This is a genomic window from Sphingomonas sp. Leaf257, from assembly GCF_001422185.1.
GTDB classification, from domain to species: Bacteria; Pseudomonadota; Alphaproteobacteria; order Sphingomonadales; family Sphingomonadaceae; genus Sphingomonas; species Sphingomonas yabuuchiae.
In genome coordinates, this window is the sequence record NZ_LMMH01000037.1 from 125849 (window position 1) to 141646 (window position 15798).

The 15798-nt window shown below is 65.8% G+C and carries 6 protein-coding genes; 4 read left to right on the forward strand and 2 right to left on the reverse strand.

Going from position 1 to position 15798, the window contains the following annotated elements:
* The first annotated feature begins 521 nt into the window (after positions 1-521).
* The 4 genes from ASF14_RS20405 to ASF14_RS20420 all read left to right on the forward strand — a co-directional run bounded on the left by ASF14_RS20405 (position 522) and on the right by ASF14_RS20420 (position 10003).
* Positions 522-3308 (forward strand): TonB-dependent receptor, encoded by a 2787-nt coding sequence (locus tag ASF14_RS20405; protein ID WP_056439754.1) that lies wholly within the window; start codon positions 522-524, stop codon positions 3306-3308.
* 478 nt (positions 3309-3786) lie between these two features.
* Positions 3787-6516: a TonB-dependent receptor gene (locus ASF14_RS20410; RefSeq protein ID WP_082442394.1), complete on the forward strand. Its 2730-nt coding sequence runs from the start codon at positions 3787-3789 to the stop codon at positions 6514-6516.
* Positions 6517-6587: 71 nt separating this feature from the next.
* Positions 6588-8882: an alpha-N-acetylglucosaminidase gene (locus ASF14_RS20415; protein ID WP_056439757.1), complete on the forward strand. Its 2295-nt coding sequence runs from the start codon at positions 6588-6590 to the stop codon at positions 8880-8882.
* A gap of 5 nt (positions 8883-8887) precedes the next feature.
* The gene (locus tag ASF14_RS20420; protein ID WP_056439884.1) at positions 8888-10003 is read left to right on the forward strand and encodes an acyltransferase family protein; all 1116 of its coding nucleotides are present in this window, start codon (positions 8888-8890) and stop codon (positions 10001-10003) included.
* A 77-nt stretch (positions 10004-10080) separates the two neighbouring features.
* On the opposite strand, the gene galA is transcribed toward ASF14_RS20420, so the two are convergent.
* Both galA and ASF14_RS20430 read right to left on the reverse strand, forming a co-directional pair.
* On the reverse strand, positions 10081-12966 hold the full coding sequence (gene galA / locus ASF14_RS20425; protein ID WP_201780638.1) for a beta-galactosidase GalA: 2886 nt from the start codon (positions 12964-12966) through the stop codon (positions 10081-10083).
* The gene (locus tag ASF14_RS20430) at positions 12963-15758 is read right to left on the reverse strand and encodes a glycosyl hydrolase 115 family protein (RefSeq protein WP_156361344.1); all 2796 of its coding nucleotides are present in this window, start codon (positions 15756-15758) and stop codon (positions 12963-12965) included. The genes galA and ASF14_RS20430 overlap by 4 nt, the downstream gene beginning before the upstream one ends.
* Between the last annotated feature and the right edge of the window lie 40 nt (positions 15759-15798).

The following is a 15798-nucleotide window of genomic DNA, read 5'->3' on the forward strand; positions in this document are numbered from 1 at the left end:
AACCAATAGGCGCAATACCAATTCAGACTCGACGTTGCAGCGGTCGGCTCATTGCGTCCGCGGGAGACCGGATCGGCATGAATGTGCCCCGGGGGACCTTTCATAACAAAATCTTCATAACTTGTAACTCGCTAGAATATAGTGATTATTTTCTACGCATGACTGTTCTGACCAATTTTTGCGTGGAACCATTTCCGGCCCCGTTGACAGGCATGACCATTCCATGTCACCGATAAGACCATAAGATTACAACACCGCGATGCAGGAAGAAATATTCGGTCTTTCGGCGTGACGGTCGCACATGGTCCAAAGGATCAGGCGGCCCTTATGACGGCGGACTTCGGACAGGCTCCGCGTCCCGACGTAGCAGATGAGACGGCCGATCCCGGTCCGTGAACGCTCACCCCGTTCCGGTCGCCGACGCCCCCTGCTTTCCGCCGGTCACAAGGGTCCTATCCGGCAAAGTCTCGGGGAAGCCCGGCGCGATGTGCCCGCGCAGGGATCAGAGGGAGGGAAAGAGCATGACCATGTCACCGTGCCACGATGCGTCGCGTCTTCGGCGCAAACGCCTGCTTCACACGACGGCCTTCACGATGGCCTGGGCCGCTTCGGCGATGATCGCCGCGCCGGCCATGGCACAGACCAGCGGCCCCGCCGCCGCTTCCACCACCAGCATCGCCGCCGCCTCGGATGCCGCACAGGCAACGCCCCAGGCCGACACCGCCGGGGCCGATGCGCAGAACGAGATCACCGTCACCGGCTATCGCCAGAGCATCGCCTCCGCCCTCGCCGCCAAGCGCAACGACATCCGCATCACCGACGGCATCTCGTCGGAGGATATCGGCAAATTCCCCGCCCAGAACATCACCGAAGCGATCCAGCGTATCGCGGGCGTCCAGATGTCGAACATCAACGGCCGCGGCTCGACGATCAGCATCCGTGGCCTGGGCCCACAATATGCCCGCACCACGATCAACGGCCAGACCTTCGCCAGCGCCGACTTCAAGGACGGCTTCCGCTACGACATCATCCAGACCGATCTGGCGAGCGCGATCCAGGTCATCAAGTCGCCGACCGCCGACATGGACACGGGCGGCCTGGCGGGCACCGTCAACATCGATACGGTCAAGCCGCTCGCCTATAAGGGCCCCAGCTTCATCGCCGGGATCAAGGGCTATTATTCCGACTATCGCAAGGACGCGACGCCCAAGGTCAACGCGGCCTATATCAAGCGCTTCGCCGACGACACGATCGGCGTCATGCTGGACGTCGGCTATCAGAAGCTGAAGGATCGCGGCGACTATCTGTTCATCAAGAACTGGTATCAGCCGGGCGCCGTCGCCGGCGCCGCCAATGTTCAGGTGCCGGGCAATCTCCGCTATCGCCGGATCGACCGCGACACCGAGCAGCTGATGGGCAGCGGCGCGATCCAGTGGAAGCCGCAGGACAATTTCGAGGTCCTGTTGCAGGGCGAATATTCGCGCGACCATACACGTTACGACACCCGCCAGATGGTCTTCGGCCGCTGGGCCGCCTCGGCGGTGACGGTGAACGGCACGTCCAATGGTGTGGCCGACAAGATTTCGATCAGCAATTTCAACGTCGACAACAACGACCAGCCCGAACTGCGCAACCTACAGACCCAGGCCTATACCGGCACCGTCAATTGGAGCCCGACCGACACCACCCATATCCATGCGGTCGGCCACTATACCCAGGGTGATGCCAAGCTGTACGAATGGGCGACGATCGACGAGGTGCGCTTCGCGAACGGCGGCCAGCTCGACATTTCCGATCCGTTCAACGTCCGCTGGAACACCGCCAGCCTGACCGACGGATCGATCTACAATATGGCGAACCGCACCTGGTACGCCTTTGTCGACGGTGCGACGCATATCCAGTCAGCCCGCGACCGCGCGATCCAGACCGACCTGACCCAGGATCTCGACTGGCACGGGATCAAGGCGCTGGTCATCGGCGCGAAATATCATCACGAAAGCTTCGACACCAAGGCGTATCGCCACGACCGCGACGCCGATGTCAGCGATCCCGTGACCTATCCCGAATTCGCCTGGATCCCCGACCTGTCGAAGACCGGCGTGCTGGTGAACAACTTCCTGGGCGGGTCGATGTCGATCCCGCACAGCTTCCTGTCGGTCAATGCCCCGCTGTGGCAGCAGATCCTGCGCGACAAGGGCATTTCGGTGCCCGACACGCCCGACTGGCCCAACACCTACAAGGTCGATCGCTATATCCCGGCGGTCTATGCGATGGCCAATATCGACGGCACGCTGTTCAGCCTGCCCGTGCGCGGCAATGTCGGCGTCCGCTACGAACACACCCATCAGAACGTCACCAGCAGCCTGACGAACGGCACCGGCAGCGACGCGACCCTTTTGGGCCAGCAGCATGTCGTGCAGGATTATGGCAATGTCCTGCCCAGCGCCAGCTTCGCGCTGGACCTGACGCCCCGCCTGGTCGCCCGCATCGCCGCCGCCAAGGTGCTGGTCCGCCCGCTGCTCAACAGCCAGACGCAGATGGCCGACACGATCAGCCGCGTCACCACCAGCCTGCGTCCGAGCGTCTCGGTGGCGCAGGGCGAGAGCCGGTTGAAGCCGCTGACCGCCAACCAGCTGGACCTCAGCCTGGAATTCTACCACGGCAAGGGCAACTCGATCACGCTGGCCGGGTTCTACAAGGCGGTGAAGAACGGCACCTTCACCCAATTCTACTGCCCCAGCTCGTTCGACGGCGTGGCGCTGAACGGCGTGGTCAGCGATTGCCAGTCGGCCGATCTCAAGACCGACTACAGCTTCAGCCGGGTGCTGAACGACGACCGGGTCATCCATATCAAGGGGCTGGAACTGGGCGCATCGCAGAATTTTGATGCGATCCTGCCGGTCAAGGGCTTCGGCGCGGTCGGCAACGTCACTATGGTCGACACCGATGCCAGCGCGATCGGCACCGGTTTCAACCTGCGCGACCTGTCGAAGCTGACCTGGAACCTGACGCCCTATTGGGAAAACGAGATGTTCAGCGTGCGGCTGTCGGTCAACCACCGCAGCTCGTATGTGCAGGATGCGGCGTCCAGCTTCTTCGTCAATGGCGGCCTGACCCATGTGGTGCGCCCGCGCACCCAGATGGACCTGGCGCTGGGCTTCAATCCCGCCAGCTATCTCAGCTTCACGGCGGGCATCATCAACCTGAACAACACGCACGAAGACGCTTACCAGACCAACGCGAACACCTTCCAGCTCGCCAGCCGGACGGGTCGCACCATCTACCTCTCGGCATCGACGCGCTTTTAAACCTCCCCCCTGGAGGGCGGACGGCCATGTGGACCGGACCGCCCTTCCTTTTTTTGGGACGGAAGCCGCCCACAAGGCGGCTTTTGTCATTTGGAGGAGGCTCATATCGCTGATCTGGAACGGTTTTTCCGCCTCAATCCAAGTGCAATAATTTTGACCAATCGGCGAGCTGCAACCGTTGACAGGTCAGACCATTCCATGTCACCGATAAGACCATAAGATAACAACATCGCGAAGCAGGAAGACGTTTTCGATCAACGGAGCGCGCCACCACGACTGCAAAATGCAGCGGGGGTCGTGACGGTGATCGGTGGAAGGTGACGCGGTTCGACGCAAGCAATGGGTCCGGCTCGACGGGCTCGGGCACGGTTTTGCCGTCCCGGCCGATGCTCCCCCCTGCCCGCGCGACGGCGACATCGTCCGATCGGATTCGACGTCCGGTGCCATGTCGGGGGCCGGTCGACTTGGGGGGAAGACCATGACTGTATCGCAACCAAACCAGAAACGACGCCTGACGCGCACGGCCCTGCTTCACGGCACGGCCTGCCTGGTGGCGGTCGCGGGGGCCGCACCCGCACTGGCACAGACCACACCCACCGCCGACACGGCCCAGGCGGCGGCCGAGGACGGCCAGAACGAGATCACCGTCACCGGCTATCGCCAGAGCATCGCCTCGGCCCTCGCCACCAAGCGCAAGGACATCCGGGTCAGCGACGGCATCTCGGCCGAGGATATCGGCAAGTTCCCGGCGCAGAACATCACCGAATCGATCCAGCGCATCTCGGGCGTGCAGATGCAGAACATCAACGGGCGCGGTGCGACGATCAGCATCCGGGGCCTGGGTCCGCAATACGCCCTGACCACGATCAACGGCCAGACCTTCAAGAGCGCCGACTTCACCGACGGCTTCCGCTACGACATCATCCAGACCGAACTGGCCAATGCGGTGCAGGTCATCAAGTCGCCGACCGCCGACATGGACAGCGGCGGCCTGTCCGGCACGGTCAACATCAACACGCTGAAGCCGCTGGATTACAAGACGCGGAAAGTCGTGCTCTCGGCCAAGGCGCAGAATTCCGAATATGCGGGCCGCGCGATCACGCCCAAATTCGGCGCCAGCTATGTCGATCAACTCGCGGGCGGGACGCTCGGCGTCTATCTGAACCTGGGCTATCAGAAGCTGAAGGATCGCGCCGACTATCTGTTTCAGGACCGTTGGGCGACGCAGAATGTGAACGGCGCGACGATCGCCGTGCCCCGCCGACCGCGCTATCGCCGGATCGACCGCTCGATCAACCAGATCATGGGCAGCGGAGGCGTGCAGTGGCGGCCCAACGACCAGTGGGAGATCGACGCCAACGCCATCTATGCGCGTGACGACACCCATTACGACGTCAACCAGCAGGTCTTCCTGTTCAACACCGCACGCCTGACCCCGGTCAGTGTGGCGAACGGCGCCTCCATGGTCACGACCGCGACCAACTTCACACTGGAGAACAACCGCCAGGAGGAAACCCGCAAGCTGTCGAGCCAGGGCTATACGCTCAGCGCCAAGTGGCGGGGCGAGGATGGCTGGACCGCGCGCGCGGTTGGCAACTATACGCGCGGCCATGCCTATTCGCGCGAGGATGCCGCGATCCTTGGCGTCACCATCCCCTCGGCCACGCTGGACATCACCGATCCGTTCAACGTCAAATACAGCGTGGCGGCCAATCTGACCGACCCGGCGCTCTACAACCGCTCGACGCTGGTGCGGAACGAGTTTCCGGTCGGCGCGACCCGCCGGACGACGGGCAAGGAAATCTCCGGTCAGGGCGACGTGACCAAGGACGTGTCGCTGGGCCCGATCTCGCAGTTCGCGGTCGGCGCGAAGTATCGGCATGAGAGCTTCGTGCGCGATGTCGGCCGCCACGACCTTGCCTCGCTGGCCAACCGCCCCGGCGCCACCGCCACCGTCTTCCCGGCGCTGTCGAGCAGCAGCTATCCGGTCGGCGGCTTCCTGAACGGCATGGGCAGCATCCCGACCAGTTGGATCGCCCCCGATATCGGCGCGTACAGCCAGGCGCTGGCCGGGGCCGGGATCAGCGTGCCGGACCTGCCCGCGCCGGAATCCAGCTATACCGTCGATCGCTATATCCCGGCGGTCTACGCGATGGCCAATATCGACACGACGCTGTTCGACGCGCCGCTGCGCGGCAATGTCGGCGTGCGGTACGAGCATACGTTACAGGTGGTGAAGGGCAATATCACCGCCCCGCGTACCGGATCCTATACCAATGTCACCAACAAGATCGGCGATTACACGTCGCGCCAGGATTATCAGAACGTCCTGCCCAATTTGAACCTGGTGCTGGAGCCGACCTCCAAGCTGCAACTGCGCTTCGCCGCCGCCAAGGTGCTGGTCCGCCCGATCCTGGACGCCAATACCTCGATGGCGCAAACGACCTCCTCGGTGGCGAACACCTTCCCCGCCGGGACCAACACCGTCACCGTCGATCTGGGCCAGGCGGGCCTGAAGCCGCTGACCGCCGATCAGATCGATCTGGGCGCGGAATGGTATTATGGCGCGGCCAGTGCGATCTCGGTCAACGGCTTCTACAAATGGGTGAAGAACGGCACCTTCTCATCGCTGGTCTGCCCGGCTTCGTTCCGGGGCACGACACTGAACCGCGCGTCGAGCGGCGACTGCGTCGATAGTTCGGGCAATATCTACAACGTCACCCAGACGTCGAACGACCCGCGCATCATCCGCATCCGGGGCGTCGAGTTCAGCTGGAACCAGTCGCTCGACCGCATCCTGCCGGTCGACGGCTTCGGCTTCATGGCCAATTACACCCGCGTCATCCCGACGCAGGTGGCGATCGGCACCGGCTTTACCGTGCGCAACCTGTCGAAGGACACGGTCAACATCACGCCCTATTGGGAAAACTGCCACTTCAGCCTGCGCCTGTCGGCCAATTACCGCAGCTCCTATGTCCAGAACGGCGCGGACAGCTTCTTCGCGACCGAGGGGCATACGGTGCGCGGCCGCACCCAGTTCGACCTGAGCGCAGGCTATACCCCGAACGAGACGCTCAGCTTCGCGGCCGGGATCATCAACCTGAACAACAGCCGCGAACAGGCCTATTACAACAACAATCCCGCGATCTGGCAGGAGACGAGCTTCTATGGCCGCTCCTTCTACCTGTCGGTGTCGACGCGGTTCTGATCTACCCGAGTGGGGGGCGGGTCGACCGGACGGTCGGTTCGCCCTTTCCTTTCGGGATTTCCTTGAGGACAATGCCGCCCGTGAAGACCTTACTCCCCGCGCTCGGCCTGATCGGCACACTGTTCGTCACCACCTCGGCGGCCCATGCCCAAAGCGATGGCGGACAGGCCGCCCGCGCCGCGCTCCGGCGACTGGGCGTGCCGGAGCGGCAGGTTTCGGTCGCGATCCAGCCTTCGACCGCACCCCGCTACCGGGTCCGGGTGGATCATGACCGGTTGAAGGTCGAGGCCTCATCCCCGGTCGCGGCGGTGCGCGGGGCGGCGGCGATGCTGAATGCGCAAGGGCGGTTGTCGGTCAGTTGGGAGGGCAATCGCGTCAGTCCGATGACCCGTCTGACTCCCGGCGACAGCGGCTGGGTCTCCTCGCCATTCAACATCCGCGCCTATCTGAATACCTGCACCTATGGCTATACGACGCCCTGGTGGAACTGGGCCCGCTGGGAACGCGAGATCGACGCGATGGCGGTGCACGGCGTCGACATGCCGCTGGCCATGGAGGGGCAGGATTATGTCTGGCGCCAGCTATGGCGCGAGCAGGGGTTGAGCGAGGCGCAACTGGCGCAGCATTTCTCCGGCCCCGCGTTCCTGCCGTGGCAACGCATGGGCAATATTGAGGGCTATCGCGCGCCCCTGCCCACCGGGTGGATCGACAAGAAGCACGCGTTGCAAAAGCGTATCCTGACCCGGATGCGCGACCTGGGCATGACGCCGATCCTGCCCGCCTTTGCCGGGTATGTGCCCAAGGCCTTTGCCGAGGCGCATCCCAAGGCGCGGATCTACAAGATGCGATCCTGGGAGGGGTTCGAGGGCACCTATTGGCTCGACCCGTCCGATCCGCTGTTCGCCCCGCTCGCCAAGCGTTTCCTGCAACTCTACACCGCCGAATACGGGCCGGGGCAATATTATCTCGCCGACGCCTTTAACGAGATGGTGCCGCCCATCGCCGAGGATGGCAGCGATACCGTGAATGCCGCTTATGGCGACGCGACGGCCAACACACCTGCACTGGACGCGGCGACCAAGGCGGCCGCCCTGCCCCGCGAAGTCCGCGACGCCCGGCTGGCGGCCTATGGCCAGCGGCTCTACGCCGCGATCGCCGCCGCCGCGCCGGGGGCGACCTGGGTGATGCAGGGCTGGCTGTTCGGGGCGGACAAGAAATTCTGGACGCCCGACGCCATCGCCGCCTTCCTGCGCGACGTGCCGGACGAGAAGATGCTGATCCTCGACATCGGCAACGATCGCTATCCGGGCATCTGGAAGACGACGAACGGCTTCGACGGCAAGAACTGGATTTACGGCTATGTCCATAATTATGGCGGCAGCAACCCGGTCTATGGTGCGCCCGATTTCTATCGCCGCGACGTGGCGGCGATGTTCGCCGACAAGGGGCGCGGGAATGTGCGCGGCTTCGGCATGTTCCCCGAAGGGCTGCACAGCAATAGCCTGATCTACGACTATGCCTATGATGTGGCCTGGCCGGGCGGCGACATGGGTCTCGGCCCCTGGCTGAGCCGCTACACCACCGCCCGCTATGGCCGGAGCGATCCGGCGATGACGGCAGCATGGCAGGACGTGGTCGCGGGTGCCTATGACGTGCGCTACTGGACGCCGCGCTGGTGGAACGAACGGGCGGGCGCCTATCTCTTCTTCAAGCGCCCCGCCGCCGATGCGCCGACCTATCCCGCCGAACCGGGCGACCGCGCCAAGCTGCGTGCCGGGATCGCCGCAATGCTCAAGCTCGCGCCGGCCTATGGTGCCAGCCCGCTCTACCGCTATGATATCGTCGACCTGACCCGCCACGCCGCCAGCCTGTCGCTGGACGACAGCGTGAAGGCCGCCGTCACCGCCTATCAGAAGGGCGATGTCGCGACCGGCGACCGAGAGACGGCGCGGGTCAAGGCGCTGGCCCTTGCCATCGACCATCTGATCGGCGGACAGCAGGAAAGCCTCGCCAGCTGGATCGCCGATGCGCGGGCCTATGGCGATACGCCCGCCGAAAAGACCGCCTACGAACAGAATGCCAAGGCGCAGGTGACCATCTGGGGCGGGCGCGGCCATCTGGGCGATTACGCGTCCAAGGCTTGGGCGGGCATGTATTCCGATTATTACCTGCCCCGCTGGACCACCTATCTGGCCGAGGCACGCACCGCCGCCCTCGCCAAGCGGCCGGTCGACGATGCCGCGTTCACGGCCAGGCTGCTCGATTGGGAAAAGGCCTGGGTCGCCGATCCCCGCCCCTACAAGGCCAGCGCGCCCGCCGACCCGGTGGCCGAGGTCCGCGCCCTGATGCAGGAGACCGCCCGGTGACGACCATGACCGCCAGACCCGAGCGCTTCGCCTCGCTCGACATGTTCCGGGGCGCGACCATCTTCCTGATGATCGTGGTCAACACGGCGGGCGCGGGCGGGGCTTTTACCCAGTTGCAGCACGCGCCGTGGTTCGGCTTCACGCTGGCCGACCTGATCTATCCCAGCTTCCTGTTCGCGGTCGGCAACGCGATGAGCTTCGCACTGACCCGGCCGATGCCCGAACATGTCTTCCTGCGCCGGGTATTCAAGCGCGCCGCCCTTATCTTCCTGCTCGGCGTGCTGATGTACTGGTTCCCCTTCGTCACCCACCAGCCGGACGGGAGCTGGGTCGCCAAGCCCTTTGCCGACACAAGGCTGACCGGCGTGCTGCAACGCATTGCGCTCTGCTATCTGCTGGGGGCGCTGTGTGCGCGCTATCTGAAGCCCAGCCAGTTGGTGATGGTCGCGATCGGTCTGGTCGTCGCGCACTGGGCGATCCTGGTCGGCCTCAGCCCGGCGGGCGAGGCGTTCGGACGGTATAAGAATGCGGGTACGCTGTTCGATCTGTGGCTGATCGGACCGGAGCATCTGTATAAGAAGGACCATGGCTTCGATCCCGAGGGATTGCTCGGCACCCTGCCCGCTACCGCCAATGTCATCGCGGGTTATCTGACGGGGCTGGCCATCCAGCGCTGGGGCAAGCACGCGGCGACCGTCGGGCGGCTGGCGGCGATCGGAGCCGGGCTGGTCGTCGTGGCGCTGCTGCTGTCGCCGATGCTGCCGATCGGCAAGAAAATGTGGACCGGCTCGTTCGTCGCGCTGACCGTCGGCATCGACCTGATCCTGCTGGGCGCGGTGCTGTGGCTGGTCGAGATACGCGGCGTGAAGGTCGGGCGGTCCTTCCTCCAGATGCTGGGGCGCAATCCGCTCGCCATCTATCTGTTTTCCGAGCTGCTCGTCGTCGTGCTTGAGCTGATCCATGTCGATGGCGAGGGGCTTTATACCTGGGTCGGCCTCAACGCGTTTCAGCCGGTCGCGCCGGGGCCGGTGGGGTCCCTGCTTTGCGCGTTGGTCTATACGCTGATCTGCTGCGGGTTCGGGTGGGTGCTGGATCGCAAGGGGATTATCTTGAAGGTTTGACCCTTGGCCTTCGACTATGCTCAGGCTGAACGGGGGTCCGAATTCTGTTCAGCCTGAGCGAAGTCGAAGCGCACGGGTTAACGCTCCCGCACGGAAATCGTCCGCCCCAAGCCGGACGCCCTGCCGGGCGCCGCCTCCACGACCAGCACGACCTGCCGCTCGCCCGCCCCGGCCGGGAACGGCACCACCAGCGGCGCAGCCCCAAAGTCCGTCTTCTCCGCCCGCTTCACTCCGTCCACCCAAGCCTCCGCGCGGCCGACGACCTCGGCGAAGACCACCGCGCCACCCTGCTCCGCGATCCGGGGGCGCGGCTTGAAGCTGGTGCGATAGGTCGACCACACGCCCTCGCCCGGTCCCTCCAGCCGTCCGGGCCGCGCATAGACCAGGCTGTTCATATCGTTGCCCGCATAACGCCGCAGCGGATCGGGCCGGGTCGCGGTGAAGTCGCTTCGCTTCCAGTCGGTCAGCATCGCCACCGGCCGGGTGGCAGGAAGCGCGGGCAGAGGCTCGGCGGCGATCACCCGCACCGTGGCGCGCGCGGGTTTCAAGCCCGGCGCGGTCGCCTCGACCGTCAGCGTCCCCGCCCCCGCCTCGGCACGGACCAGCGCCTGGGCCAGCCCGTGGAACAGACGACGTGCAGGCACGACCTCTGAGTCATGATCGTTGGGATCGCCATTGCCGACCCCGATGACCGCGCCCCGCGTCACCCGGAAGCTCACCGGGGCATCCGCATCCGGCACCACCCGCCCGCGCGCATCGACCGCCATCACGGTGAAGGGCTGGACGTCGCTGCCCGTGCCCAGCATCCCGCCACGATCCGCGACCAGCTTCAACGCGACCGGCTGCCCTGCCGTTTCGACGGCCGTGCGCGACACCTCGCGCCCGGCGCGATAGCCGACCGCCTCCAGCCGTCCGGGGCTATAGGGCACCTGCCATTCGGGCATCGCCAACCGGTCGACCGTCTTCGTGCCTAAGCTCTTTCCGTTCAGGCGCAACTCGACCGTCTCGGCATTGGTTAGCACCATTACCCGGATCGCCTGCCCCTCGCGCCCCGGCCAGGTCCAGTGCGGTGCGATGGCGAGGGCAGGCGCATCGTCCACCCATTGTGCGCGGCGCAGGTGGAAGGCCATCTTGGCGAAACCGCACAAATCCATGATGCCGAACACGCTGCTGGTCGTCGGCCATTCGAACGGCGTCGGCTCGCCATGATAGTCGAAGCCCGTCCACACGAACGTCCCCGCGACGAAGGGCCGCGTGTCGATCATCCGCCAGCTTTCGTGATGGGTCAGGCCCCATTCGGCGGCGTCGGTGTCGTAGGAACTGACTTCATGCGCGGCCATGTCGGTCTTCCACACGCCGCGAGTCATGAACGCGCTGGTATCCTCCGAGCTGGTCATCGGCTTGGTCGGATGCGCCGCATGGAAGCTGTCATAGCGGCGATGCTGGTAGTTGAAGCCCATCACATCGACCGCATCCGACACGTTCAGGGGCGAGAACATTCCGTCGTTCATCGCCGCCGTGACGGGGCGTGAGGTATCGAGTTGCTTCACCGCCTCGGCCATGCGGCGGACCATCTCATAGCCCTGCTCGGTGCCCTGCATCGGCTCCTCGTTGAAGACCGACCAGAGGAAGACGCTAGGGTGATTGCGGTCGCGGCGGACCAGCCACTCCAGCTGGCGCAGGTAATCCGGGCTGGGGTTGAAGTTGCGGTTCTCGTCCATGACCAGCATCCCCAGCCGGTCACAGGCGTCGAGCAGTTCGGGCGCGGGCGCATGGTGCGAGCAGCGCAGCGCGTTGCAACCCATCGCCTTCAGCCGCCGGATGCGCCATTCCCACATCGCATCGGGCATGGCAACGCCGACCCCGGCATGGTCCTGATGGACGCAGACGCCCTTGATCTTGGTCGCCACGCCGTTGAGGTAGAAGCCGGTGCCTGCATCGAAGCGGATTTCGCGGAAACCGATCCGGGTGGCGCGGGCGTCGATGGGCTTGCCGTCGCGCAGCAGCCGCGTCTCCACCCGGTAGAGGGTCGGCTGGTCGACCGACCAGAGTTGCGGCGACGCAACCGGGATCGCGACCTTCGCCTCGGCGGTCTTGAGCGGATCGACGGTCACGTCCGTCTCCGCCCGACCGATGGTGCGGCCCGCCGGGTCGATCAGCACCGCCTCGGCCCGCACGGTCGCCGCCGTCTTCTGGACGTTGGAGACGGTCAGCGCGATCGGCACCGTCCAGCCCGTACCCTCGCGACGCGGATCGGCGTGCAGGCCATCGGTGACGATGCTCACCCCGTCGCGCACCGCCAGCCAGTTGTGGCGATAAAGCCCCGCGCCCTCATACCACCAGCCTTCCATCGTCTCGGCATCGACGCGGACGGCGAGCGTGTTCACCTCCTCGCCGAACCGGGCATAGGGGGTGATGTCGATCAGGATGGCGGTATAGCCGCTGAAGCTGTGCGCGACGAGCACGCCGTTGAACCAGACCTTCGCGTTGGTCGCCGCCGCGCCGAGTTGCACCTCCAGATAGCGACCACGCCATTCGCTGGGCAATTTCAGCGTGCGGCGATACCAGCCTATCCCGCGCCGCCGATACCCTTGCGCGACATTGGCCTGGGGATCGACCACCTCCTCCATCGCCCAGTCATGCGGCAGTTCGACGCTGCGCCAGTCGCTATCGTCATAGCTGACCGCCGCCGCCCCCTGCGCGATCCCGGCCTTGGCATTCTGATAGCTTTCCTCATGCCCCAGGATCGGCGGCACCGCGATGTCGCCCTTGTGGAACAGCCAGCCGCTATCGAGCCGGAGCAGCCCCGGATCGGAGACGAATGGCGGTTCGGGCATCGCGTCGAAGGGCGCGGGCGCATCGCCGCTGTCGAGTTCGAGCCGGGCGTTCGCCGCCAGAACGGGCTTGCCCAGCGCGGGCACGGCCAGCCCGCTGGCGAGCAGGGTGCGGCGGGTCACGGTCATCGGGCAGTCTCCGGGAGGGGCGCGTAAAGCGGGCGAGCGCCATCGAGCACCAGCTCGACACGATCGAGGGTCAGTCCGGGATCGAGCGGCACGATCGCCACCCGGTGATGCCCGGCGGCGAAGCTCTTGACCGGCAAGGTTACGACGGCGGTGTTGGTCAGGACATTTTGCCGCCACTGATCGCTGCGCCCCGTGGTCGCGAAATCGACCGTCTGCCACTCGCCGTCGTCCAGCCGGACGGCGGCGCGCAAGCCGTGCGCGGGATCGCGGGGATGGGTCGGCAGCGCGACGACGCGCAGGGTGGCCCCGGCCTCGCTCATGGTGGCAAACCGCCAGGTGGCGGGCGTCCCTTGCGCCGCCGAGCCGCGCGTCGGCAGGGTCAGCCTGGCCCGCAACGCGCCATGCTGGCTGCCGAGGTCAGGGATCGCTTCCCAATCTCCACCATAGCGCGCCGCGAGCGCAGGCATGGTGACGCGGCGTTCGTCCTCGATCGCCGTGTCCGGCTCGACCCTGGGCGGGGCGAGCACGGTCGCATGGACGACCACCGGCTGCTCGCCGCAGCGCAGCGTCACCGGCCCGACCGCGCCCTTGCCGTCATAACGCAGCGTCATCCGCTGCTCGTACCCGCCGCGCTCGTTCAACTCGCCCTTGTCCTGCGACAAGGACAGGCCCGCCGGCATGTCGCTTACGATCCATGAAGTCGCCTGCGGCTGATGCTGATACAGGGTCACGGGTCGCTCCGCCGGAACGCCACGGGTGAAGGTCAGGACATTCTCATCGCCGATCCAAGCGCCCCATAGCCCGGTGGCGCAGCCCTTCTGCGTGGAGGGTTGCCAGCTCGGCCACATCGGCTCGGCGAAGACGGGCAGGCGGCGCGGCGCCATGTCCATCATCTCCCGCCACTTGCCCCCGGCCAACGCATTATAGCGCGCTGTGTCCGCTACCAGCCCGGCATGTGCCGCCCTGGCCCGCGCGACATAGGCATTGGCGCTGGCGCGCTGATCGCGCGCGTACAGCTCGGCCAGGTCGAGCGACAGGATGCGCGTGTTGAGCCCCGCCGCGCCGCGCACCGGATAAAGGACCAACTCGTAAAAGGCATCCTGCCGATCCTTCGCGATACGCGCGCCGATCGCCTCGGCCTGCGCCGCAAGCGTGCGATAGGCCGCCAGCCGCGCCTGCGCTTCCTCACCATCCGACTGCACATAGGCGCTAGGCCGGTTGGGCGTGACCCATTCGGTCTGGCCGAAGCCCATGAACTCGGGCTTGCGCGGCCAGGCCAGGTCATAGAAGCGCATCATCACATCGGCGATACTGCCCGCCTCCGCCTCGCCGAACTGCTCGGCCATGAAGCGGCGCAGATGCTCGCGCGGTGCCTCGTCCAGCAGCTTGGCGTCGAAGGCCAGGTCGAGGAAATATTGCGAGAGATATTCGATCGGCTTGATGTCGCCGACATTGACCACCCAGATGCGCCGCGCGTCGGTGGCCCAGGCGCGTCCCATCTCCTCGCGGATCAGCGCGGGGTGCGTCGTGCCCAGCCACAGATAGTCGTGCGGCCGCCCCCAGTAGGACAGGTGATAATAGACCCCCGCCCCGCCCGGCCGTTTCTGCTCCTCGGGCGTGCTCAACCGCCGCAGATAGCCGTAATTGTCGTCGGTCCACATCAGCGTGACGTCGCCCGGCAGGGTCAGCCCGGCGTCATAGGCCTCCTGCAATTCATGGTACGCCACATAGAGTTGCGGAACCTGCGCCGCCGGTTTGCCGAGTGTGTCGGCCAGAAGCCCACGCTGCCGCCCGACCACGTCCTCCAGAATGCTGCGCCGCGCCGCCGTGGTCGTCACGCCCTGCATGGGCCCGTCGTGCAGGCCGCGCAGGCCGACCGTGTAGAACGCCTCCTGCCCCCTGGTCTCGCCCACCCGCTCGCGCCAGTAATCCAGGATCGCCTGAGGCCGCCGGGTGAAGTCGAACCCGCCGCGCTGGCCCTCGTCCCATTCGCGCAGATTGTTGCGGAGCATCGGCTCGGCATGGGAACTGCCGATGACGATCGCATAGCGTTTTGCGAGCGGCGCATTGCCCGGATCGCCGAAAAAGGGTGTCGAGACCGAGTGCATCGCGGGCCATAGCGTGTTGGCCTTCAACCGCCACATCAGCTCGAAGACACGCTGATAGGTCTCGGGGCCGATATTGCCCTTTTCCGGATCGAAGGTCTTGGCCGCCCAGGGCTCCAGTCCCCAATCCTCATCGTTCAGGAAGATGCCGCGATACTTCACCGACGGCTCGCGCGAGACAAAGGCGGCGTCATCGATGGCGATCCGATTACGACGGCGCGGGGTGACGTCCGCCCACCATTCCCAAGGCGACACGCCCAGCGCACGGGACAGGTCGGTCACGCCATAAGCGGCGCCGCGCGCGTCCGATCCGGCGATCAGCAGATAGCGTCGCCCGGCCACACTGACTCCGGCGCGGACATAGCGTTCCCAGCCACCCCTGATCGGCGACAGATCGACGCCGCCCTCCGCCGCCAGCCGCTGGACGATCGGCGAAGCCGTCGTTCCGATCACGACGCATATCGGGGCGCAGGTCGCCACATCCTCGACGATCGCGCCCGGCCGCCCGCCCAGCCCGGTCAGATCGCGGGCCAGAAGCTCGGCGGCGATACGGGTGGTCCCCTCGCCGTCCGGGACGGCCAGCAGGCTCGCCCGCGTGAGGTCGAACTCGGCGGCCTGGGCGGGCATGGCGAGGCCCAGCAACGATGCCAGGCCTGCGCCCATGACCGTGATCCCCGCCCGCTTCATCCGCCCACCCCCATGGTTATCGGATCAGTCTAACCCGGCG